We start from the raw sequence: 23,323 nt of genomic DNA, 5'->3' as shown, positions 1-23,323 counted from the left end.
TAAGGATTGACGTCTCTGAGTGAAAGGCTTATGGCGGCCGCGCATTTCTTACTTCGTCGTCTATCCATCCCAACGAGCCGCAACGTCCAAGATTCGCGCCCCTCGCTGATGTCTTGTTTCGGCTGGCGCACGAAGATTGATTGTTATCGGGGAAAACTGTCCTGTACTGCGAATTCTCAGTCAGCAGGTGACGCAAGCGCTAACACCGCCAACGCCAGTGTTCAAATCTTCGATGATCACGCTACGCGTCGCCAATCGGGCCGCCGAAGCACGACGGCACATTTCGACAAGGCAGAGTCTGATAGCTGAGCGGAACTGACGTTCGAATGTCCGCCGCGAGAGCGCGGTCGAACGCCCACAAGTGGCCCGATTGGGTGAGGCCGCCAACGTCCGCTTTATGGTGCTCCAGTTCGCGAAAACATTGACTCGACTGACTGACCGGTTTGGAGGCGGCTGTCTGACCGGAGTGGGTCGCGAAGCGCCTCTCGCACGGCTCCAGAACGGCCGCTCGACGGCGCACGGGCTTGTTTGCCGACCTCGCCGAACGTTCTGGTAACGAGATAAGCTTTGTTATCACGACAGTACGATCACCCATTCAAACTCGGGTTTCGCACAACGCGTGACAGGGGTTGCCGGCGCTGCAACGGCGCCGCGCGGCAGTTGACACTGGTCTTCGCAACACCGTGGCCGGTGACAACTTTAGTTCGCGACGTGCAACCCCATGAATTCACGACGGTTTCGCTCTTCATCGCCGGCGCGAGGCGGCGAAGTGACATTTTTACTTCCCAAACGGTGACAACTTTAATTTGATCTACGTCAACAGCCGTGGTACGCGCCTCTGTCGCGCTTCGACACCATCGCTCGGAATTCAGCGCACGTCGATGAAACGCCTCGCCAGCGACCTGCCGCTGCGTACTTCCTCAGCTTGACGTTTGCCACCCCGCGTTAGCGGAATCACTGGACACAATTAGCGCTCGAACGGACACCATCAGCAGTATCTACGAACTTCAACACCGGCGGCGCCGTGTTAAAGCGATGCACCGCCGCACATGACGATCTGCTGCCCGGTGATCGCGCTTGCATCCGCGCTCAGCAGGAACGCGGTCAGCGCGGCGACCTCGTCGGGCGTGATGAATCGCCCGATCGGCGGCAGCTTCGGCGGTGTGGCCGCACGCGCCGGATCGCGCAGGAACGGCGTGTCGGTCGCGCCCGGCGCGACGACATTCACGGTGATCCCGTGCTGCGCGAGTTCCGCGGCCCACGATCGCGCGAGGCCGACGAGCGCGGATTTGGTCGCCGCATACTGGCTGCGCGTGGCCGCGCCGTTCGCGGTGCGGCTGCCCAGCAGCACGATCCGTCCGCCGGCCGGCATCTGCGGCACCAGGCGATCGGCGAGAAACGTCGCGGCGTCGACGTGCAGCCGCCACATCGCCGCGCCGTCGTCGTGCGACAGCTGGCCGAGCGGCGCGGTGCGCATGAAGCCGGCCGCATGCACGAGCGCGTCGACCGCGCCTAGCGCGTCGCACACGGGCGCGAGCGCCGCAAAATCGGTGACGTCGACCGGCACGATCGTCAGCGATTCGTGCGCCGTTTCGACGTGCGACCGGCATAGTCCGGTGACGCGCCAGCCGTCGGCGAGCAGACGCTCGACGATCGCGCGGCCGATCCCCGACGACGCGCCGGTGACGACGGCATGACGTGACACCGAATCCGGCTGCTCCCGTTGCGCCACGATCTCTCCCGTTACGTTTGAACCTGCGGCGAACTGCCGGACGCAGTCGCCGGCTTCGTGCCGACTGCATGAACCGTGACCCGCGCCTGCGCATGAAACGGCTCGAGCTGCTCGTGCAGCGCGCCGTCGTCCGTCACGAGCGTCCAGTCGCGTTCGAGCGGCGTCCAGTACTGCTGGCTCGCGCGCCCGAGCTTGTCCGCGGTCACGAGCACGAACACCTCGGCGGCCTGCCGGATCACGCATTCCTTCAGATACGACTGCTCGTTGCTCGCTTCGCACAATCCCAGCTCGGCGACCACGCCGTCGGCGCCGAGGAATGCCTTGTCGACGCTCAGCCGGCTCAGCGCAATCTGCGCGAGCGGCCCGAGCGTGCTCATGCTGGACGAGCGCACGTCGCCGCCGATCACAGTCACGTGCACACCGGACGCCACGAGCAGGCTCACGACGAGCAGGTTGTTGGTGACCACGTGCACGTCCGTCCGGCCGGCGAGAAGACGTGCGAGTGCCGCCGTCGTGGTGCCGCCGTCGAGGAACACAGTGTCGCCGTCCTCGACGAACGCGCTCGCCGCGTGTGCGATCGCTTCCTTCTGCTCCTGCGAACTGACGCGCCGTTCCTCGAGCGACGGTTCCGGCTCGTGGCCGCCGACCGCGGCGGCACCACCGTACGTGCGCAGGATGCGGCGGTCGCTCGCCAGCGCACGCAGGTCGCGGCGCACCGTCGCCTCGGACATCCCGAAGTGCTCGCACAACGTCGCAACCTCCGTCATGCCGCCGAGCACGGCCTGCAGCATCGCCTCCCGGCGCCTGGTCACTTTCATGAGCGTGATTTCCTGGTCTGATCGAATGGGCGCGCAACGGCGCGCAGCTCGACCGACAAGTTTATCGAATTGCCGCACCGGCCGGCCAGTTGCCGCGGCGAGCGTCATCGGCCGCGAACCCACGCTTCGTCGACGCGCACGTACTTGATCTTCTGGCGAAACCACGTGAACGCGATGTGCAACGCACCGTCCTGCGACTGCACGATCGACGGATACGAGTATTCGCGGTTGCGCCGGTCGGCCGAGTTGTTCGTCATGCAGTAGCCGTCGCCGATTTCGAGGTTGCGGCGGCGCCGCCACGTCCTGCCGCCGTCCTCCGAGATGGCCAGCGACATCGGCGCGCGCGGCGCACCCCAGAACGCGGTGCCGCACGCGGATGCCTTCTGGTCGCGCAGCTCGTCGCTGTCCTCCGAATCCTCGATGTCGTCGTACAGCGACGCACGGCGCTCCTTGCCGTGTGACGCGTCGCTTTCGTTGAACACGAGCGCGAGGTGGCCGTTCTGCAGCACCGTGAACTGGATCGACGAATTGTTGTTCGGCACGTCGGTGCGCTCGGGCGCGCTCCACGTGCGGCCGTCCGTCGAGCGGCTCGCGTAGACGAAGTCGGCCCAGCGGCTGCGGTAGAGCGCCAGCAGCGTCCCGTCGTGCAGCACGTGAACGTTCATGTGCACGCACCCGACGCTGTCCGGCACCTCGTGCAGCGTCCACGTGTGACCCTGGTCGTCGGACACCATGACCGCGCTGACGTCGTCGTTGCCGACCCAGCGCTCGCCGGGTTCCGTGCGGCACAGAAAGATCGGGCAGATCCACGTGCCGCTGTCGAGCGCGACGATCGGCTGGCGCACGAACGTCCCCGGCCGGTCAAACAGCGTTTCGACGGGGCCCCACGTGACGCCGCCGTCCGTCGACACGCGGCGGCGCACGATCGCGGTGTTCTGATGGCCGGACAACTGCGCGGTGTAGATCAGCCACAGGCGGCCGTCGGGTGCGGTGAACAGCACGGGGTTCTGTTCGGAGCGGGTCGGGTCGTCCGACAGCTTGCGCGGCGCCGACCATTCGTTGGTTCCGGCCGCAAGCCGCGACAGGTAGATCGACACGTCCGGAATGCCTTCCTGCGTACCGCCGAACCACACGCACAGCAGGTCGCCGTTGGCGAGGCAGTGCAGGTTGGCCGCGTGGTTCTGCACGCACGCGGTAGGCAGAAACGCTTCTTGCCGTTCCGCGTCGGCATAGGCCGTGCGAACGAAACGGTCCGGCGCAGCGCTCGCCGCTTCAACGAGGTAGGTGCTCATGAAATCTCTCTGGGTAGGCGGCGTCAGTGCGATTCGCGATGCGTGAGCGGCTTGTCGCGAAGGTTCGCGCCGTCGCCATGAAACAGCAGCTTGCCGATCACCAGCACGACGGCCGGCGTCACGAGCGCGATGTACATGTTGTCGATGCCGAACGGGTTGCCGAGCAGATACCACAACGTCGTCGCGAGCGTCGCGACGATCAGCGCCGACACGGCGCCGCGCTTGCCGCTGAAGAACGGCAGGTAGATGCCGATCAGCGCGACGACCGACACGGACAGCCGCAGCGCGCGGCTGAAGAACGACAGCGCGAGGATCTGCGGAACGAACAGCACGAAGATCAGCGGCAGGAAGCCGACGATCAGCGAGATCCAGCGCGTCATCCTCAGTTCGACGTCGGGCGTCGGATTGAAACGCGGTACATAGAAGTCCTTGACGATCAGCGACGCGATCGCGAGCGCGACGGTGCACACGCTGACGAAGATCGACGCAACGAGCGACGTCGTGACGATGCCGGCCAGGATCGGATTCATGTGCTGCAGGAACACCGGCAGCGCGTACAGGCTCTTGACGCCGGGATACAGGTACTTGGCCGCGACGCCGATGAAGCCGAGTGCGAGCGCGATCGGCACGCACAGGAACGCGGCGATAAGCGACGACGCGCGCGCACCCTCGGGGCTGCGGGTGGCCGAGATCGCCTGGATGATGAACTGCGTCGAGAAGATTGCGCCGGCGGTGCCGATGATCCATGCCCCGATCGTGCCGCCCGACAACGCGCCCGTCCACGTGAAGTAGTGCGCGGGCAGGCTCCGAGCCATCGGCGCAATCCCGCCCGACAGCTTCCATGCCACGCCGACCAGGATGGCGATGCCGAGCAGCTTCGCGGCGCTGTGCACGACCGTCAGGTATGCGACGCTCTTGAGGCCGCCCCACACGAAATAGATGGTGCTGACGATCGCGGTGATGACGGCGGCCGTCGGCAGGTCGATGCGCATGATCGTCGAGATCGCCGCCGCACCGCTCACGTAGTTGCCGACGTTCACGACGAACAGTGCGTAGATCATGATCGCGGAGACGGCGAGCTTCGCGCCGTGCCCGTATCGCTGCGCGATGAATCCGGAGATGGTGAATTCACCGGATGCATACAGGCGCTTGGCCATGAAAAGGCCGAAGAGGAGAAAGCCGATGGCGGCCGCGAGCACCGACCACGATGCGGCGATGCCGGCCGAGAATGCTTCCTGCGACGTGCCGACGGTCGATTTCGCGCCGATGAATTCCGACATCAGCAGGATCGCGACCACCAGGGCGGGCATCGAACGCCCGGCCACCATGAACTGCTCGGAATTGCGGCTGCGCAGGCGAATGCTGATCAGGCTGGTTATCACAATGTAGACGACAACTATCCCAATGATGGTAGCCGTGTCCCAATAACTGAAGGTGGCCATCGCTTGTCTCCACGTTACCTTCGGTTGATGTAGGTTCGGTGCGTCGAGTGATCCGGCATGTACCTGCCGGTATCGCCCGCCGATGCTGCGTGTCGTTGCGTACGGGGCCGCTTACGCGGCGCTGGCGACCGGCGACGGCTCGTTGCGTTGCGTCGCGAGATCCACGGCCTGGCGGAACGCTTCCAGCAGGCTGCGTTCGTCGGCGATGCCCTTGCCGGCGATGTCGAATGCGGTGCCGTGATCGACGGACGTGCGGATCACGGGCAGGCCGACCGTCACGTTCACGCCGGCTTCGAGGCCCATCACCTTCACGGGTCCGTGTCCCTGGTCGTGATACATCGCGACGACCACGTCGAAATCGCCGCGGCCCGCGCGGAAGAACAGCGTATCGGCCGGCAGCGGGCCTTCGACGTCCCAGCCGCGCGCCTGAAGCACTTCGACCGCCGGCACGATCTTCTCTTCCTCCTCGCCGTAGCCGAACAGGCCGTTCTCGCCGGCATGCGGGTTGATCCCGCAGACGCCGATGCGCGGATTCGCGATACCGGCGCGCACCAGCGTGTCGTGGGCGCGTTCGATCGTGCGTTGCACGAGGCCCGGCTCGATCTTGCGGATCGCGTCGAGCAGGCCGATGTGCGTCGTCACGTGGATCACGCGAAGATTGGGCGCGACGAGCATCATCGACACTTCGTCGATGCCGGTCAGATGCGCGAGCATTTCGGTGTGGCCGGGGAAGATATGGCCGCCGGCATGCAGCGCTTCCTTGTTCAGCGGCGCGGTGCAGATCGCGTCGAGCTCGCCGTTCGACGTCAGCTCGACGGTGCGCGCGATATATCGATACGCGGCGTCTCCGGCGATCGCCGACAGCTTTCCATAGGGCAGGTCGGCGGGAATCAGCGCGAGGTCGATGCAATCGACGACGCCCACGCGGAACGCGCCTTCGGACGGCCGGTCGATCGCGCGCACCTCGAGATCGACACCGGCCCGGCGGCCGGCATCGCGCAGGCGCGCAGCGTCGCCGACGACCACGGGGCGGCACTGCTCGTACACGGATGCATGGGCGAGGCTCTTCATGATGATTTCCGGTCCGACGCCGGCCGCGTCGCCCATGGTGATGCCGATGATGGGACGGTTGTCCATGGCAATTCCCTTCACAGATTGGTTTGAGCCGTATCGGCCGGTTTGCCTGCGTTCGCAAGCCGGCGCCAGGCGTGATAGATCGAATCGGGGCGGCCGAAACCGCCGGCCTTGGTCACGACGGGCAGTGTGTTCCCGTGCAATCGGCATTCGAGCAGCGGCATGCCGTCCTCGATTTCGTCGACGACGGGCAGCGCGCTCGCGCCGGCCGCGGTGAGCAGCGCGCGCGCCGTTTCGCCACCGGTCGCGATGATGCCGCCGGCGTGGCACACGACGGGCGCGAGCAGCGCGGCAAGACGCGTGCAGAACCGCAGTCCGTCGTTCACGTCGCCGCGCTGCGTCGGGCTCAGCGACACGACGACATGCCGGCCGCGACGCAGCGCGTCGCCGACCACGGCCGTGACGTCGCTTTGCGGGTCGTCCAGCGCGGAGACGGCGACGTCGAGTGCAACGAGATGCGTGCCGGCATGTGCCTTGAGACAGTCCAGCTGCGCATGGGAGACGCTCGACATGCTGCCCACCACCGTCAGCACGGGGCCTTGCGGATGCGGAGCGCGGGTCGCCGGGCCGCTGACGCTGCGCGGCAGGTCCAGTGCGTCGATGACGGCGGGCGCCAGGCCGGCCGAACCGACCCAGAACACGTCGTCGAGCGTCGCGGATGAGCGCGCGATGCGTTGCAGATCGTCGTCGCATTCCGCGTCGCACACGACCGCTTGCACGCGTTCGGATTGCAGCTCGCGCAGCTGCGCGGCGAGTGCATCTGCATTGCCGCGCACCGTGCTGATCGCCGCGTATCCGACACGCAGATGCTCGGCCGACAGCAAGGCAACGAGGTCGGCCTCGCCCGAGATGTGGTCGTTGCGCCAGTATTCGCTTGCTTCCACCGGCACGCCGCGCACCCATTGGCGTCCGTCCATGGTCGTGCGTCCGGAAGCCGGGTAGGCCGGGCACACGATCGCCATGCCGACGCGAGAGGCCAGCGCGGCGACTTCCGCCGCGAAGTTGCCGCGCAGCGTCGAGTCCACCTTCTTGTAGACGCGCGTGCCGGTGCCCGACAGCGACGCGACGGCATCCACGGTGCGCCGGGCGGCCGCGTCCTTCGGCGCGCGGCGCGAGTCCACGTCGATCGACAGGATGTCGACGCCCTGCGGCGGCGTGGCCGTATGCGCGGCGTCGAGCACGACCATTGCCGTCAGGCCGTGACGCAACCCGGCGACCGCGCAGTCGGCCGCGCCCGACAGGTCGTCGGCGACGATCAGGAGCCGCGTCGCGGGCTGTGCGGGCGTGTTCACGGCAGCAGGCGGCGGTAGATGGACTTCATGTCGTCGAGCGTCAGCGCCTTCGGGTTGTTGCCGAGCAGGCGCTTGACCTTCGACGCGGCGATCGCGAGCGCATCGAGATGCGCTTCGGACACGCCGAACTTGCGCAGGTCCTGCGAAATGTCGACGGCCGCGGTCCATTCCTCCATCTTGTCGATAAGCTTGCGGGCCGCGTCGGCATCGGCGTCGGCTTGCGACGCGAGATCGAGTGCGCGCGCGACGTTCGACAGCCGGCCTTCGATCGCATCGAGATTGAACGCCATCACGTGCGGCAGCAGCATCGCGTTCGCGACGCCGTGCGTGACGTTGAACATCCCGCCGAGCGGGTATGCGAGCGCGTGCACGGCCGCGGTGCCGGCCGCGGTGAGCGCGAGGCCGCCGTACATCGAGCCGAGCATCATCGCTTCGCGCGCCTTCAGCGACCGGCCGTTTTCATAGGCTTCGACGATGTGCGCGCCGATCAGCCGCATCGACTCCATCGCGTACATGTCGCTGATCGGGTTCGCCTTCGTCGAGATGTACGATTCGAGCGCGTGCACGAACGCATCCATGCCAGTCGCGGCCGTGATCGGCTTCGGCAGGCCGAGCGTCAGCTCCGCATCGAGAATGACGATTTGCGGCAGCAGGTGACGGCTGACGATCCCGACTTTCAGCGATTCGTCCGGCAGCGTCACGATCGCGTTCGGCGTAACCTCGGAGCCGGTACCGGCCGTCGTCGGCACCAGGATCATCGGCACGCCGGGGCGCTTGATCAGGTCGATGCCGAGCCAGTTCCGCAGCGGCTCGTCGTTGGTCAGACGGACTGCGAACAGTTTCGCCGCATCGAGCACGCTACCGCCGCCGATCGACAGGATCGCCTGCGGCGCGAACGGCTCGATCTGTTCGTTGAACACCGTCTCGACGTTGCCGATGGTCGGCTCCGGCTCGACGCCGCGAATGATGCGCACGTCGACGTCCTTCGCGTTGAGCGATTCGATCACGCGATCGACGATGCCGAGCGCTTCCATCGACGGTTGCGTGATCAGCGCGATACGCTTGACCGGCGTATCGAGCAGTGCCAGCTTGTCGGGCAGCGTCGCGAGGCTGCCGGCGCCGTGAACGATGTGCTTGACTGTCTGGAAGTGGTGAGTCGTCATGCTGGGACCTGTTTCAGTGACCGCGCGCGGCGTCGCGGTAGACGGAGAGTGCTTGCGCGAGGCGCTCGCGGGCGTGGTCGTCGAGCGGCTGCGCGGGCGAGCGCGCGGGGCCGGCCGGCATCCCGAGCATCTGCGCGGCGGTTTTCAGCACGACGGGCATCGTGCCCAGTGCGAACGCGTCGCGCAGCGCGCGCAGCGATTCCTGCGCGGCGCGCGCGCCGGCGATATCGCCCGCGTGGAACTTGTTCCAGATCGACATCACGACATCCGGGACGGCGTTGGTCGTCGCGGCGACCGCGCCGTCGCCGCCGGCGATCAGCGTCCACAGGATCATCGAGTCGGTGCCGGTGAACACCGCGAAGTCGTCGCGCCGCAGGTTGATCAGTTGCAGCAAACGGTCGAAGTCGCCGCCGCTGTCCTTGATGCCGCGGATGTTCGGAATCTCGGCAAGACGGCGCACCGTATCGACGGTCAGCGTGATGCCGGCTTTCGCGGGAATCGTGTACAGGATGGCCGGCAGCGGCGTCGCGCCGGCGATCTTCTTGTAGTGCGCGTAGAGCTCCGGCTGCGTCGCGCCATTGAAATACGGCGTGATGACCGACACCGCGTCGACGCCGGCGTCGGCCATCTTGCGGTTCTGGTCGATCACGTCACGCGTTGCATACGCGCCGGTGCCCGCGATGACCGGGACGCGCGAACGCGCCTGGCTGACCGCGATCCGCGCGATGCGCAGCTTCTCTTCTTCATTCAGCGCGATGAATTCGCCATTGGTGCCGAGCACGAACAGTCCGTGCACGCCGGCCTCGATTAGCCGCTCGACCAGCGCACGCAGGCCGTCTTCATCGACGTTCTCGTCCGCCGTCATCGGCGTGATCAGCGCGGGAACGATTCCCTTGAACGAAATTGACATGCTTGCTCCATCGCGGCTGGGACGGCGGCGGAATCGCCATCTCCATGGGGTGTGTCGACATCAGCGGACGCTGCGCACCGGCGGTCAGGATTGCGCCGCTGGATATGTCCTCCGACGCTATCCGGACGCACAGAAATCCCGGCCGATATCGGTGAATTGACTTGCTCGTTCCAATCAATAAATTGATCGATATGTTCATTTTAGCCTATTTTGTGATCAGATCGATCAATGAAAACCCTGATATGACCAAATCAGTCATTTCTGTCATTGAGACGCGCTGCCGGTTCAGCGCTGGTCCACCCGTGCTGGGCAGTGGCTCGATGGTGGGCCAGCAGGGCGGCCAGCGGCGGATGTTGAAGTGCTTGGAAAAGCGGGGCACTTCGCAGCGGGTGTCGTGAATACGACATCGACCCCATGTATCGTTCAGTCGGGCGGCCGCATTTTGGCGGGCACATTGAGCGCTTGAACCGCACTTTGATGGAGCGCGTCCGAGGCCTGCCGGGAGCGACTGGGTCATCCCATAGAGGGCCGCAAAGGGGGTAGTTCGAAAAGACGGCGTGTTGTTGACGCCTCGAGAGGTCGAGCGATGGCTCGCGGTTGAGATTGGGAGACGCTACCATCACGCTCCGCATCGTGGGTTGCTCAAAGCAGCGCCGGCCGACGCGCAGAAGACGCTCGGGTGTAACCCCGACTCTCGCCTGCTGCCACCGTCGACGGACGCTGAGCTAAGGTTCTTGATTCGATCTTTCCTTGTCGCGCAAAGGAAAGTCACTACCAGCAACGGTTCACCGCCTGGCATTCGTATGTGATGGTGTAGGCGTTCATTATTAGCGCTAGCCGCGCTCAGAAACGTTGCCAGCGGAAATTCTCAAAGAAGCCTCGGCGAACAGGGACTTTTTGAAGCTTTCCGGCGGCTGCTTGGCCGTTGCGTTTCTGCAACAGAAACTTGGCCAATGTTCACTAACGTTGCTAGCACGTTCCACGTGTTCTTCGTTATCGCTAACGTACGTGTCGCGTGGATTAATAGGAATCCATATGGATTAGATCGAAGAGCGGACCGCTCGAGCAGCGAAGATTGCGTCCGTGCTTCGGCCGCTTGACAACGGCGTGCTTTTCTGACAGCAGGCTGAGCGAGCAGCACAGCTATTAGGCGTTCATTGCACCACCGTATATCGCCTGCGTCGACGTTTCCTCGCAGCTCCGGTCGCCAGCACATTAGAGCCAAGGCAACCGGGTAGGGCGACCGGGGCAGACTGGACGCCGCCTTCGAATGCGTCATCGACGAGGCCGAGCACGAATGGCTCCTGAATCAGCGCCACCTTGCGTATCCTGCAACTGATCGTAAGCGATCGATAAACGACGCCCCTCGGTCATCAAACGTGTAAGAACGCTCTGATATCCTTCGCCTCTCATTCTGGCTGACCAGGAGTAGTGACATGCGTTGGATAGTGCCTCTCGTACTGGCGATCGTATGTACGTGTTCCGCGCTGGCTGATCCGGCTGCTTTTAACGCAGGGGTAATCTGGCTCACGGGGGTGAACGAAGCTGCCCCTTTCAACACGGTGATCTTTTACCCTACGCGTGAGCGTGAAGTTCCGTGGCAAGCGGGCCCGTTCACTGTTGAGGCGACGCGCGATGCTTCTCCAGTACCAGATGGCCGCTTCCCGGTTGTATTGATTTCACATGGACGAGGCGGCGGTCCCCTCAGCCACCGTGAATTGGCCACAACTCTGGCTCGCGCCGGATTTATCGTCGTCTTGCCGACGCACGTTGGGGACGCTTCAGGCTATCCCCGAGCGCCGTCCCAAGCCCAGATTCTGATTGATCGCCCCCGGCAGGCAGAGGCCGCGCTCAATGCAGTCCTCGCGGATCCACGGTTTTCCGCGAGCGCCGATGTTGGCCGAATTGGCATGATCGGATACTCAGCCGGTGGCTACACTGCGCTGATTCTGGCCGGAGCGAAACCCGATTTTGCGTATGCCGGTGCGTACTGCGCAGATCACGATGATCCGGGATCGTGTCCGCGTCCAGCAACCAGCAATGGTGCGCACGGCACCCAAGGCAAAGCGGCCGTACCCGCTGACCTGATAGCTTGGCAACCGCCCGTTGATCGCCGCCTGAAGACCTTGGTGCTGATGGATCCGCTGGCGATGATGTTTGAGGCATCTGGCTTGTCCGCCGTGCGCGTACCGACGATGCTCTATCGACCGCGGGACGACAGCTATCTTGGTTCTGCGAGAAACGCTCTTGGAGTTGTGTCAGGCTTGCCCACACCGCCCGCAGTCCACATCGTGCCAGGCAACCACTTCGTTTTCATTGATCCTTGTCCGGCCTCGGTCGCCGCCAGTGCGGCACTGATCTGTCAGGATGCGCTCGGGATCGATCGTGTGGAGATTCATCGCCAGATCGACCATGAGGTCGTGGACTTCCTACGCGCAAATCTATAAGTCGTCCAGACTGAGTTGACATGCTCCAGGGAAGCAACGTGGTGTAGTCGTCGACGTTCTTTGCTAGAGGCAATCGCTGGAACAGCAAGGTGAGATAGCGGTACGGATCGATTCGACAGGCTTTGCAGGTTTCGACGAGAGAGTAAAGATTGGCGCTCGCAGCCGCGCCTTCGACACTGTCCGCGAATAGCCAGCCGCAGCGCCCGATCACAAACGGACGGATCGAATTCTCACAGGCATTGTTCGATATGGGCCAGTCTCCGTTCTCGACATAAAGGATCAGCTTCGGCCACTGCTTGCGCAGGTAGGTCAGGGCCTTCCCGAGCAGGCTGTTGGGCACGACGCCTGGTGATTGTTCGAGCATCAGATCGTAAATGGCGTCGAGCACACGTGCACTGTAGCGCCGTCGCAATCGCTGTCGCTGGTTGGCTTCCCATTTCTCAGTGCGTGCCTCGGCCGCGAACAACTTTCCGATCAGCTTGATGAACCGCGTGGCCAGCAGATCGCGCGAACGCGCAGCCTTGGGCACATTTTCTTCTGCCTTGACGAAGTAGCGCCGACAGTGAACCCAGCATCCAAGATGCACGAGCTGATATCGCTCGGCGATGCCGTTATAGGGTTCATAGCCATCGGTCATCAGGACCGCGCCCTTGCGGATGCCCATGAACAGTTTATCGGCCAACTGCGCGCCGCGTCCGGGCGTGTATGTGAAGCAGCGGATCGGATGTCCCGAATCTGTCATCTGCGACCAGAGGTAACTCTTCGTCTGGGGTTTGCGCCCCTTCTCCTTCAGGACCCGGAATGTTGTCTCGTCGCAGTAGACCAGATCCGCATCGAACAGCGAATCACGCATCAGGTTGATCACCGGCTGCGTCTCGAGACCCACACGGACCATGCTCGCAGCAATCGTGGTCGACGAGATGTCGCCGCCGAAGCGACGTAGCAGACCGGCTTGGCGATACAACGGCATTCCGAACTGATACTTGCCGGTGGCGATCCATGCAAGCGCCGATTCGCTCAACAGCCCGCGAGGAATGATGCGAGACGGCGTCGGCGTCACCTTGATGCCGAGATCGCAGCACGGACATGCATATTTGACGCGCTGGTGCTGGATCACGCGAAGCCGCTCCGGATTCACGTCGAGCTGCTCGCTGATCTCCACGCCGAGCTCGACGAGCGCGTGACCATCGTTCATGCAGAAGCGTTCGGCTTCAAGCAGTTCGTGCCGCACAACGTCGCGCCAACGTCGCGCGGCAGGTTGGGATCAAGTGGCTTGCGATGGCCCCGCTTCTTGCGCGTATGTGCAGCGAACGTCGATTCTGGAGTATCTTCCTGAGCAGGCGTGCTGCTCGCGCCGAGCACCTCGGCTTCATTGAACAGGCTGGGTTGATCTGAATCTCGTGCCTCGCTCTTTGCGCCGAATAACTCATGACGGTAGGCCCGGAGTCGCTCCTCGGCAAGATCGCGTTCCGCTGTTACGAGCCGCAGGGCGCCGCGTAATGCCTCCTGTGTTGATTTCCACCGAGTCTTAACCCACCGGGGATGCGGACATCAACAGTCTTAATTCAACGCTGAGAGATTATGCCCGGTTCGGGTTACTGCTCGCGCATGGCGGTGCGTTCAATGGCCGTCAGATTATCCCGCGTCAGTGGGTACTGGATGCCACAAAACCGGCCACTCCTGGAACTTTTCTCGCGCTGGGTAAGGGGAGTCATCCGGGTGGTTACGGATACCAGGTGTGGCTGCTACCAGGGCCGCGCGGAGCGTTCGCATTGGAAGGCATCCACGGACAACGCATCTTCGTTGATCCCAAATCTGATCTTGTCCTCGTACATACCGCAGTTCGCACGCAGGGCGTCGGAGCGCCTGGGGAAGCTGAGCTACTTGCGCTTTGGAACAGTTTGCTCAAACAGTGCGGCACGGCATCGTCGACGTAGCATATAGATCCCGGTCGGTTCGTTCGTATGACCGTTGACGGGAGGTTTGATCGCCCGTTTAGCGTCGATCTGCGCCGGTCGTGTGCGCTGGGCGGCGGCCGGTTGAATCCACCGCCAGGAAGCGTCATTGGTTTGCGTCAACGGCGAGACGTTGAGGCGTCCCGGCTGGCTCAGGGAGCGGACACCCAAGTCAGGCTATGCGAATTTTCCGATTGGTTGGCCGACTCACGGTTGGATAGATCGGAAAATGCAGCGCCTTCTCAGCCCACGAAAAATCCGTGTTGGAACAGGTCCAACGGGAGCCGGCATTTGGATTTCGCCGCTGTATTGGCACAAGCCTACGGTCTGGACCCGTTATCGACGCTGGTAGACAACGCCCTGAGTCGACACCTGATCTGGCTCCGGCGCCTCGTCAAAACGTTTATGCGCCTCGGCAATGGCGACTTGATTCGCGCTCGCCCAGTTGACCAACGCCATGACAGGCTTCAACAGCGTTCTTCCCATGTCAGTGAGTTCGTAATCGACGCGAGGAGGAATCGTTGGATACATCGTCCGCGTTATCAGTCCGTCGCGTTCCAGTCCGCGCAAGGTGAGTGTCAGCATCCGCTGGGAAATGCCGTCGATGCCGCGCTTCAATTCGTTGAAGCGCCGCGGGCCATTGGCCAGCATAGCGACAATGTAGAGGCTCCACTTGTCGCCGATGCGATCCAGGATTTCACGAGTTGCCAAGCAGCCGCCAGCGTCAGGTGCAGGCATATCGGCAGGTAGCTCGGGGTGACTAAGTGACATGCGTGTGCCTTCTTGTGGGGAAGCGGCAGGAACCATACCATCCTTTGTATAAATTGGTAAGTAAGAGTCAATACCTTACTAAGTTCTCTTTTTATACCTTTGAGCCGCCATGAGCCAAACCCTACTTGTCACTTCCAGCCCGCGCGGGGCTGACAGCCTTTCCACTCGCTTTGCCACCGAAATCGCCGATGGCATCCAAGCCCGCACGGGCGGTCCGCTGACCGTGCGCGACCTTGCCGCAAATCCGCCGCCGCACATCACGCCAGCCTACATTCAGGGCCGGATCACGGCACCCGAAGATCGCACACCGGAACAGGTTGAGGCGGTGAAGGTCGCGCAAGAATTGGTCGATGAGTTGAAGGTCGCCGATGTGATCGTGCTCGGTTCGGGCATGATCAACTTCGGTCTGCCCTCGCAGCTCAAGGCTTGGTTCGATCACGTCACTTGGCCGGGCGTCACCTTCGGCTACGGCGATACTGGGCCGAAGGGGCTGCTGGCCGGCAAGAAGGTCTATCTCGTTACCGCTACCGGTGGCGTGTTCTCGGAAGGTGCTTGGGCACCGTTCGACTTTCAGACCAATTATTTGCTGCACCTGCTCGGTTTCATTGGCCTGACCGACGTCGAAGTAGTGCGCGTCGAAGGCACGGTTTTCGGCCCCGATGCGGCGCATGCCGCAATCGCCAACACCGAAACGGCCATCAAAGCCTTGTTGGCGAAGGCTGTGTGACCTCATGGCCGGGAAAAAACAATCGCGCTGTTCGGTGCGACCGGGCGAGTTGACGCCCGTCTTCGCGACGCCGGGACCGGTGACGAGTTTATTGCGCGACACTTAAGCCCATGAATTTGCGACAGTTTTCCGTTTCCCAGTCGATGGCGACCCGCGATGTGACATTTTTACTTCGCAAACGGTGACAACTTTGCTTTTGTCTACGGCTGCCGGAATGTTGTTCACCGCGGCACCGCCACCATTCGGATGGTCACCGAAGAAAGACGCATTCGGATTGCGCACGTTGAGATAAGCCGCACCGAGCACCACGGACCCTTGCGTATAGCCCACACCGACCGAATAGACTTGATTGCGCGAGAATTGACCGGCCTGGCCGCCGAAGCTGTAGAGCCCCCCAAATGCGAAGCCGCCATAGTTCGCGCTCACGTATTTCACCGCATTGTTGGTGCGAACCGAGTTGTTGAGGTTGTCCAGGTCGCCAGGATGCGCGCCGCGATGGCTCGCCCATTGATCGGAAACTCCGAGCGGACCCACGAAATCCACGACGCTATCGTACTGGCGTCCGAGCGTAGCCGTGCCATAACCGCTCGACAACCCGACGTACGCCTGGCGGCCGAACTCGGAGCCACCCTGGCCGAGCTTACCGGTATTCGCATCGAAACCATTCTCGAGAACGAAGATGGCCTTTATGCCGCCGCCGAGATCCTCGGCACCGCGCAGTCCCCAGCGCGATCCCTGAAGACCGCTGACCGCGTCCAATTGATAGAGCGACTTGCCCACTCCGCGGGCAACCCGTACATTGCTGACATACTCGATGCCGTTATCTACGATGCCATACAGCGTCACTGAGCTCTGTGCTAGCGCGGTACCACTCGTGGCCGTCAACGCGGCCGCTCGTGCTTGCGTTTTATAGGTAGGTCAGGCTGAAGCGGGGTGTGAGGTCAGTGTTGGTTGATTTCCTCCAGTCGCAATCCGTTTGTTCTAGGACCAAAGACCCCGATTGCAATCGCGACCACCAGCATCGTCGCTGTGATGCCGGTGAAGACGCCCGCGACGCCGAAATTGCGCAGCAGATATGCGATGAGGAAGCCTGACATCATGGCCCCCACGCGGCTCGCCGAGTAGACGATGCCATTGGCGCGGCATCGCACTGCCGTCGGAAACAGCTCGGCTTGATAAGCATGGTAGCAGACAGAAATCAATTGGCCAGCAAGACTGATCAAAACGCCAAGGACAATGAGCGATGCTGCCGACTTCATCTGAGCAAACGCGAGACCGCATACGATGACAGCGAGCGCGCCTCCGACGATCAGATATTTACGCTGCACCTTGTCGGCGAAGAACATCGCGAACAATGGCCCGATTGGCAGTGCAAAAGCGATCACAAACGAGTACAGCAGGCTCTTCGTCACCGTGACGCCCTGTCCTATGAGCAGAGTCGGCACCCAGTTCGCGAAGCCGTAGTAGCCGATGGACTGGCAGAAGTTGAAGGTGATCAGCAGAACGAGGCGTGAGCGATACGGCGCCTGTAGAAGTTCAGCAAATGATGCACGCCGGTGCGCAGGTTGTTCGATTACTGGAAGCGGCGCCGGGAGCGGCTGTCCAGATTGACGCTGGACGATAGCCTCTATCTTCTCGACGATCTGGCCGGCTGCGCTTACCTTGCCATGCGTCGCGAGCCATCGCGGCGACTCCGGGACCGACCGACGAATGAACCACACAACGACGGCGCCTGCGGAGCCCGCGAGAACGACGATGCGCCAGCCGTCAATACCGAATACCATCTCCGGTACAAGCCAGTACGAGAGGATTGCCGCGACTGGCGCCGCTGCGAACATGACCATCTGGTTGAATGCCATCGCACGGCCGCGCATGTGCTGTGGCACCAGCTCCGTCACATAGCTGTCGATGGTGATAATTTCGACGCCAACACCGATGCCCGTGATAAAACGCCAAAGGATGACGCCTTCGGGCGTCGTCTGCAGCGCCATGATGCCCGAGCCGATCGAGTACCACAGAAGGGACACTGTGAAGACGGCTCGGCGGCCATATCGGTCCGGCATCCATCCCAGGGCAAACGTGCCAACGAAGAGGCCCGCGAACGTGGCGGCGATAAAGCCGGCCATGCCCGTCAAGCCGAAGAAGGCGTGCGTCGTGGTTTGAAGGAGCCCGCTCTTCGCCATTCCCGGCGCGATATAGCCCGTGAAAATAAGATCGTAGATCTCGAAGAAGCCGCCGAGCGAGATCAGCGCCACGAGCACCCACAAATGGCGTGCAGAGGGCAGTCGATCCATACGCGCGGAGATCTCTGCGCCGGGTGTAACGCCGACCGAAATGGTCGGCGAGGCGAGTGGGTTCGAATCCGCAGTAACGGTTGGTTGCATGTTCGTCTCCTGATGACTTCGTCTGGTACGACGGCACTCTTTTTGCGGTGCCTGTCGCTTATCCTGCGCTCGGCGTGCGCCGATTTACGATTGTGCGATCACACCGCGGCGAACCTGGTCGCGCTCGATCGACTGGAACAGCGCCTTGAAATTGCCTTCGCCGAATCCGTCGTCGCCTTCGCGTTGAATAAACTCGAAAAACACCGGCCCGAGCAAGGTGTCGGAGAAGATCTGAAGCAGTAAACGAGGACGATCGCCAGCGGTGTTTCCGTCGAGAAGAATGCCGCGAGTCTGTAGTTCGGCGACTGGCTGACCGTGCCCGGGCAAACGCTCGTCGAGCATCTCGTAGTATGTTTCGCTCGGTCGGCTCATCAACGGTATGCCTGCCATCGCCAGTTGGTCGATCGTGTCGATCAGGTTGTCCGTCAGAAGCGCGACGTGCTGGATGCCTTCGCCATTGAACTTCATCAGGAACTCTTCGATCTGTCCCGCGCCCTTGGATGATTCCTCGTTCAACGGGATGCGGATCTTGCCATCCGGTGCCGTCATGGCTTTCGAAGTCAGACCCGTATATTCGCCGGAAATATCGAAGTAGCGAATCTCCCGGAAATTGAAGAGTCTCTCGTAGAATCCGGCCCAGAAAGACATACGGCCGCGATAGACGTTGTGTGTAAGATGGTCGACGAGTTTGAGACCGAAGCCAGCGGGATGTCTGTCGTCGCCTTCGACAAACTTGAAGTCGATGTCGTAAATCGACTCACCGTCTTCGTAGCGGTCGATGAGATAGAGCGGCGCGCCACCGATGCCCTTGATAGCGGGCAACCGCAGTTCCATCGGTCCTGTGGGAATGTCGATCGGCTGTGCGCCGAGTTCGAGTGCGCGGGCGTACGCAGCGTGTGCGTCCTTGACGCGGAATGCAAGGCCGCACGCTGAAGGACCGTGCTCCGCTGCGAAGTAAGAGGCGGGACTCTTGGGCTCGCGGTTCACGATAAAGTTGATGTCGCCCTGGCGGTACAGCACCACGTCCTTCGACCGATGACGCGCGACCAGTGTGAAACCCATCTTCTCGAAGATCGGCTCAATCAAATTCGGCGTCGGCGAAGCGAATTCAACAAACTCGAAGCCTCTTAGGCCCATTGGGTTTTCAAAAACATCTGCCACTTTCGCTGCTCCTTTAGGCAATTTGGTCGAGGTCGCGCCGGTAAGATTCTGCGCGCCGCGCGTAGTCCTTCGCGTTATCAAGTAGGCTTTGCACCTGCTCGTCGGTCAGCTCCCGCATCGCTCTCGCCGGTGCGCCAATGATTAGTGACCGGTCGGGAAATGCCTTTCCTTCGGTCACTACGGCGCCGGCACCGACGAGACAATGCTTGCCAATGACCGCACCGTTGAGCACCACGGCCTGCACGCCGATGAGTGAGCCTTCGCCGACCGTGCAGCCGTGCAGCATTGCTTGATGGCCGATGGTGACGTTCGCGGCGATCTGCATCGGGTAGCCAGGATCGGTGTGAAGGACAGCGCATTCCTGTACGTTGCTGCCTTCGCCAATCGTTATTGGCTCGTTGTCCGCGCGAACAACTGCGTTGAACCAGACGCTTGCGCACTCGGCCAGTGTTGCTTGACCGACAACGACGGCCTGCGGCGCGACCCACGCCGACGCGGCGACTTGCGGCTTCGCACCGCTGATGGAGAAAAGACTCATGCGCTCACCTTGCTCTTCAGGCGCGACAGCACTTCCTGCGTATGCTCGCCGACGCGTGCCAGCGCCCGCCGCACGCCCGGACGGCGGCCGCCCATCGTGATCGGCAAAAGGACCACATCGGTCATGCCGCCGTCTTCTGTTTGCATTGGCGCGAGCCCGCCACTCGCCTTGAGATGTGGGTCGTCCAGCAGTTGCTCGGGGCGAACGATGGGCGCGTATGGGATGCCTGCCGCTTCGAGTTTCGGCGAGAGTTCATCGGCGCGATGGCTCTTCAAGATTTCACCAAGTCGCTCGAGCAGTTCCGGCCGCACGGCAACGCGCAGCGCGTTGTTCGCAAACTTGGGTTCGGCCGCCAGGTCGGGGCGTTCGAGCACATCGCATAGCGTGATGAACTGTTTGTCGCTGACCGCGCCAATGAACAGCTGTTCGCCCTGGTCAAGCGTGAATACGTCGTAGACGCTCCAGGCGGACACGCGTGCTGGCATGGGCGGCGGCGCTTCGCGGGTCATCGCGTATTGCTGCATATGCTGGGCGCTCAGAAACACGCAATTCTCGAACAGTGCGCTCTGAACTTCCTGCCCGCGGCCGGTGTTGTCCCGTTCGCGCAGGGCGGCCAGCACGCCGATTGCACCGAACATGCCGCCCATGATGTCGTTTACCGACGTCCCCGCGCGCAGCGGGCGCCCGACCGGGCCGGTCATGTAAGAAAGGCCGCCCATCATCTGCACGACCTCGTCGAGCGCGAGGCGCTTCTCATACGGTCCGGGCAGGAAGCCCTTGTGGGAAACGTAGATGAGATGCGGATAGCTTTTGCACAGCGTCTCGTAGTCGAGCCCGAGCTTCGTCATCAGGCCGGGGCGGAAGTTCTCGAGCATCACGTCACAGGTGCCGATGAGTTCGACCGCGGCATCCTTACCCTCGGGCGTGTTGATGTCGAGCACGACGCTCTTCTTGTTGCGATTGAATGAGCGGAAGAAGCCGATGCCGAGGCCGGGCAGCTTGCGAGTTTTGTCGCCGCCGGGCGGCTCGATCTTGATCACCTCAGCGCCGAGATCGGCGAGGATCATGCCGCACGTTGGTCCCATGACCATGTGCGTGAACTCGATGACGCGAATCCCATCGAGAGGAAGTCTGGTGTCGTTACTCATGATCGACCTTAGGCGTTAAGCGCGGCGGGAGCGGCGAAGGTTTTGGGCAGCCCGGCGAGCCACAGTGCGCCGTGAAGCGTTTCGCCTTCCAACCACTGCGCGACCTTTGCGCGCAGCGTCAGCAAGGCCGGAATGTCGATGCCCGTTTCGATGCCCATATCTGCGAGCATGAAAGCCAGGTCTTCGCTGGAGGCATTGCCGCTTGCACCGGGCGCATGCGGGCAGCCGCCGATGCCAGCGAGCGTCGCGTCGAAGCGAGCAACGCCGGTTTCGAGCGCGGCATAGACGTTGGCTAGCGCGAGGCCGCGCGTGTCGTGAAAGTGGCCGCACCAGAGGCGCTCGCCTGCGATCTTGCGCGCCTTCTCGAACAGATCCCGGACAGCGGCGGGACCAGCATAGCCGACCGTGTCGGCGATACTGACGCGGTCCGCGCCCGCATCGAGTAGCGCCTGCATGTAACGCAGTACGTCTTGCTGTTCGACTTGGCCCTGGATCGTGCAGCCGAAAGCCGTGCCAATACCGCCTTCAATCAGCGTCTTTGAGCCGGCTGCGTCACGTGCTGCTCGCATACGCGCGACTTCTGCAACAACGTCTTCTGGTTCCTTGCGCAAGTTCGCAAGGCTGTGTTCGCGGCTCGCGGAGAGCGGTACGAGCATCAAGTCGGCCTGCGTTTCGATCGCGCGTTCGGCGCCTTTGAGGTTCGGAACCAGCACCGACACAAGGACACCGGGCAGTGTCTTCGCGTAAGCGACGAGGTCAGCGGTGTCGGCAAGTTGCGGAAGAAGGCGCGCCGGCACGAACGAACCGACCTCTATTTCGCGCTGCCCCGCGGCGTACGCGTCTCCGATCCATTCGAGCTTGCGCTCGGTCGGCAGAACGGTCTTGATGCTTTGGAGGCCGTCGCGCAGGCCAACTTCGCGAATCGCGACGTTAGAAGGGAATGAGGGCACGTTGATGTCTCCGTTTGTCGATGCCGGTCTTGCAAGTCGCCAGCGTTTGACAACACTTTAGAGATTCCGCAGTATTCGTAAAGCGACGTTTTGGAAGCTCCAACGTTCCCAATCGGAACACCACAACGCATCGCCCAGCACCAGTGCATAGGGGGACGGCAGTGCGGGAACTCGATTTGAAGACGCTGCGGCTTTTCGTTGCTGTCTGTGATCAGCGCAATATTGCGCGCGCGGCTGAGGAGGCACACATCGAGCCGTCCGCGATAAGCAAGCGCATTGCTCAACTGGAGGCTGACCTTGGCGTACCGATCCTCGCGCGCTCGAGGCGCGGTGTCGAGCCGACGCAAGCCGGAATGGCCTTGTTGGAGCATGCGCGCAGCGTGCTTTTCACGATCGACCGAATAGCAAGCGACATTGCGTCGTTCGGCGAAGGCTTGAAGGGCAGGGTCAGCGTGTGTGCGTCCGCATCGGCGATCGCGGAAAGGCTATTGGACGACATTGCGGCCTTCATGCGCGAGCCGAGCAACAAGAACATCATGGTGGACATCGAGGAGCGGCTGTCACAGGACCTCATTCGGCAGTTGCGCGAAGGCGCTGCATCGGTCGGGGTGTGCTGGGACAACGTTGACCTACAAGGCCTGGAGCATCGCGCTTATCGACAAGACCGCCTCGCATTGGCCGTTCCTTTGGGTCATCCTCTCGCGGAGCTCTCGACCGTTGCATTCCACCAGACGCTCGGCTACGACCATGTTGGGTTGCCTCCTGCGACGGCAGTGCAGAAGATGCTTCAACGTGCTGCAGCGCAAGCAGGCCATACAATCGCCTTCCGCGTGATCGTCTCGAGTTTCGATGCTGCGTTTCGCGTGGTGGCTTCAGGGTTAGGCATCAGCGTCGTGCCGGTGGAGGTTTCGACAGCATATGGGCCTCAGTTGGGCGTTAGGATCATCCCACTTACCGATGTTTGGGCGCAGCGTCGCTTCATTGTCTGTTTCAAAAGCTTCGAAATGCTTCAGCCGGCTGCCCAGCGCATGGTTGAGCATTTGACGGGTCGCGCTAGCGTCGACAAAGCGCCGGAGGTAAAGCACCGTCGCCCGTTTGAACGTTGATTCGGGAAGCCCTCGCATGCGAAGGCCGTTGGGCCAAAGTAGTTTAAATGGCGGATCCAGCCCGCTAAGAGACAGGTCGGTCATGTTGCCACCGGCAGAAACGGGTCGGCATCTGCCAGCGGTGTCCGCGGGCTCCCACGATGCGTCGCGACCTTCCTCGCAGGTCCGGGTTCGGCCGCTAAGGGCCATTCAAAGCTGGCCTTAGCGCGAAGCCCAAATTTCTCCTTCACCGCCGAATTCTGGCGCTCGCAACGCACTTGAAACCTGTCCAACGAGCGTTTATCGACCGGCGTCATGCAATGCCCATCGGTCTGCGCAGAAACTCGCCCAGAAAGTCAACAAAGGTCCTGAGC

Annotated in this window: 19 protein-coding genes and 2 pseudogenes; 5 read left to right on the top strand and 16 right to left on the bottom strand. The window is 62.4% G+C overall.

Annotated elements, in window-relative coordinates:
* Window positions 1-1,027 precede the first annotated feature (1,027 nt).
* The 8 genes from DID98_RS31930 to dapA all read right to left on the bottom strand — a co-directional run bounded on the left by DID98_RS31930 (window position 1,028) and on the right by dapA (window position 9,783).
* On the bottom strand, window positions 1,028-1,732 hold the full coding sequence (locus DID98_RS31930) for an SDR family NAD(P)-dependent oxidoreductase (protein ID WP_124572015.1): 705 nt from the start codon (window positions 1,730-1,732) through the stop codon (window positions 1,028-1,030).
* 11 nt (window positions 1,733-1,743) lie between these two features.
* Window positions 1,744-2,550, bottom strand: a complete 807-nt coding sequence (locus tag DID98_RS31925; RefSeq protein ID WP_124572014.1) for a DeoR/GlpR family DNA-binding transcription regulator — start codon at window positions 2,548-2,550, stop codon at window positions 1,744-1,746.
* A gap of 104 nt (window positions 2,551-2,654) precedes the next feature.
* Window positions 2,655-3,842: an exo-alpha-sialidase gene (locus tag DID98_RS31920; RefSeq protein ID WP_124572013.1), complete on the bottom strand. Its 1,188-nt coding sequence runs from the start codon at window positions 3,840-3,842 to the stop codon at window positions 2,655-2,657.
* 23 nt (window positions 3,843-3,865) lie between these two features.
* On the bottom strand, window positions 3,866-5,284 hold the full coding sequence (locus tag DID98_RS31915; RefSeq protein WP_124572012.1) for a sodium:solute symporter family protein: 1,419 nt from the start codon (window positions 5,282-5,284) through the stop codon (window positions 3,866-3,868).
* Window positions 5,285-5,395: 111 nt separating this feature from the next.
* Entirely contained in the window at window positions 5,396-6,421 is a 1,026-nt protein-coding gene (gene pdxA / locus DID98_RS31910) for a 4-hydroxythreonine-4-phosphate dehydrogenase PdxA (RefSeq protein ID WP_124572011.1), read from the bottom strand.
* 11 nt (window positions 6,422-6,432) lie between these two features.
* Window positions 6,433-7,710, bottom strand: a complete 1,278-nt coding sequence (locus tag DID98_RS31905; RefSeq protein ID WP_124572010.1) for a four-carbon acid sugar kinase family protein — start codon at window positions 7,708-7,710, stop codon at window positions 6,433-6,435.
* Window positions 7,707-8,873, bottom strand: a complete 1,167-nt coding sequence (locus tag DID98_RS31900) for an iron-containing alcohol dehydrogenase (protein ID WP_124572009.1) — start codon at window positions 8,871-8,873, stop codon at window positions 7,707-7,709. The genes DID98_RS31905 and DID98_RS31900 overlap by 4 nt, the downstream gene beginning before the upstream one ends.
* A gap of 13 nt (window positions 8,874-8,886) precedes the next feature.
* Entirely contained in the window at window positions 8,887-9,783 is an 897-nt protein-coding gene (dapA, locus tag DID98_RS31895) for a 4-hydroxy-tetrahydrodipicolinate synthase (protein WP_124572008.1), read from the bottom strand.
* A gap of 161 nt (window positions 9,784-9,944) precedes the next feature.
* Between dapA and DID98_RS31890 the strand changes: the two genes are divergently transcribed.
* Entirely contained in the window at window positions 9,945-10,181 is a 237-nt protein-coding gene (locus DID98_RS31890) for a hypothetical protein (RefSeq protein WP_124572007.1), read from the top strand.
* Window positions 10,182-11,318: 1,137 nt separating this feature from the next.
* The gene (locus DID98_RS31875; protein WP_260428127.1) at window positions 11,319-12,230 is read left to right on the top strand and encodes a dienelactone hydrolase family protein; all 912 of its coding nucleotides are present in this window, start codon (window positions 11,319-11,321) and stop codon (window positions 12,228-12,230) included.
* A gap of 19 nt (window positions 12,231-12,249) precedes the next feature.
* On the opposite strand, the pseudogene tnpC reads toward DID98_RS31875, so the two are convergent.
* Window positions 12,250-13,718, bottom strand: a pseudogene (gene tnpC, locus DID98_RS31870) (IS66 family transposase); the annotation flags it as partial.
* Window positions 13,719-13,780: 62 nt separating this feature from the next.
* On the opposite strand from tnpC, the gene DID98_RS36675 reads away from it, so the two are divergent.
* Window positions 13,781-14,167, top strand: coding sequence for a serine hydrolase (locus DID98_RS36675; protein ID WP_124572017.1), 387 nt, complete (start codon window positions 13,781-13,783; stop codon window positions 14,165-14,167).
* A gap of 354 nt (window positions 14,168-14,521) precedes the next feature.
* Here DID98_RS36675 and DID98_RS31860 read toward each other — a convergent pair whose 3' ends face one another.
* Window positions 14,522-14,956: a helix-turn-helix domain-containing protein gene (locus DID98_RS31860; RefSeq protein ID WP_124572005.1), complete on the bottom strand. Its 435-nt coding sequence runs from the start codon at window positions 14,954-14,956 to the stop codon at window positions 14,522-14,524.
* Window positions 14,957-15,065: 109 nt separating this feature from the next.
* Here DID98_RS31860 and DID98_RS31855 point away from each other — a divergent pair, with 109 nt between their 5' ends.
* Entirely contained in the window at window positions 15,066-15,683 is a 618-nt protein-coding gene (locus DID98_RS31855) for an FMN-dependent NADH-azoreductase (RefSeq protein WP_124572004.1), read from the top strand.
* Between the two features lie 269 nt (window positions 15,684-15,952).
* On the opposite strand, the pseudogene DID98_RS31850 reads toward DID98_RS31855, so the two are convergent.
* The 6 genes and pseudogenes from DID98_RS31850 to DID98_RS31825 form a co-directional block, all read right to left on the bottom strand.
* Window positions 15,953-16,568: pseudogene (locus tag DID98_RS31850) on the bottom strand (porin); the annotation flags it as partial.
* A 56-nt stretch (window positions 16,569-16,624) separates the two neighbouring features.
* Entirely contained in the window at window positions 16,625-18,067 is a 1,443-nt protein-coding gene (locus tag DID98_RS31845) for an MFS transporter (protein WP_124572002.1), read from the bottom strand.
* An 84-nt stretch (window positions 18,068-18,151) separates the two neighbouring features.
* The gene (hppD, locus tag DID98_RS31840; protein ID WP_124572001.1) at window positions 18,152-19,228 is read right to left on the bottom strand and encodes a 4-hydroxyphenylpyruvate dioxygenase; all 1,077 of its coding nucleotides are present in this window, start codon (window positions 19,226-19,228) and stop codon (window positions 18,152-18,154) included.
* 13 nt (window positions 19,229-19,241) lie between these two features.
* Window positions 19,242-19,766: a gamma carbonic anhydrase family protein gene (locus tag DID98_RS31835; RefSeq protein WP_124572000.1), complete on the bottom strand. Its 525-nt coding sequence runs from the start codon at window positions 19,764-19,766 to the stop codon at window positions 19,242-19,244.
* Window positions 19,763-20,914: a CaiB/BaiF CoA-transferase family protein gene (locus DID98_RS31830; RefSeq protein WP_124571999.1), complete on the bottom strand. Its 1,152-nt coding sequence runs from the start codon at window positions 20,912-20,914 to the stop codon at window positions 19,763-19,765. Before DID98_RS31830 ends, DID98_RS31835 begins: the two co-directional genes overlap by 4 nt.
* An 8-nt stretch (window positions 20,915-20,922) precedes the next feature.
* Window positions 20,923-21,864: a hydroxymethylglutaryl-CoA lyase gene (locus DID98_RS31825; RefSeq protein WP_124571998.1), complete on the bottom strand. Its 942-nt coding sequence runs from the start codon at window positions 21,862-21,864 to the stop codon at window positions 20,923-20,925.
* 161 nt (window positions 21,865-22,025) lie between these two features.
* Here DID98_RS31825 and DID98_RS31820 point away from each other — a divergent pair, with 161 nt between their 5' ends.
* Entirely contained in the window at window positions 22,026-22,970 is a 945-nt protein-coding gene (locus DID98_RS31820) for a LysR substrate-binding domain-containing protein (RefSeq protein ID WP_124571997.1), read from the top strand.
* The last annotated feature ends 353 nt before the right edge of the window (window positions 22,971-23,323 follow it).

Source organism: Burkholderia sp. Bp8984, assembly GCF_003853755.1.
In the GTDB taxonomy this organism is placed as follows: Bacteria; Pseudomonadota; Gammaproteobacteria; order Burkholderiales; family Burkholderiaceae; genus Burkholderia.
The sequence above is the reverse complement of the archived record's forward strand: the minus strand, read 5'-3'. Positions and strand labels throughout refer to the sequence as shown.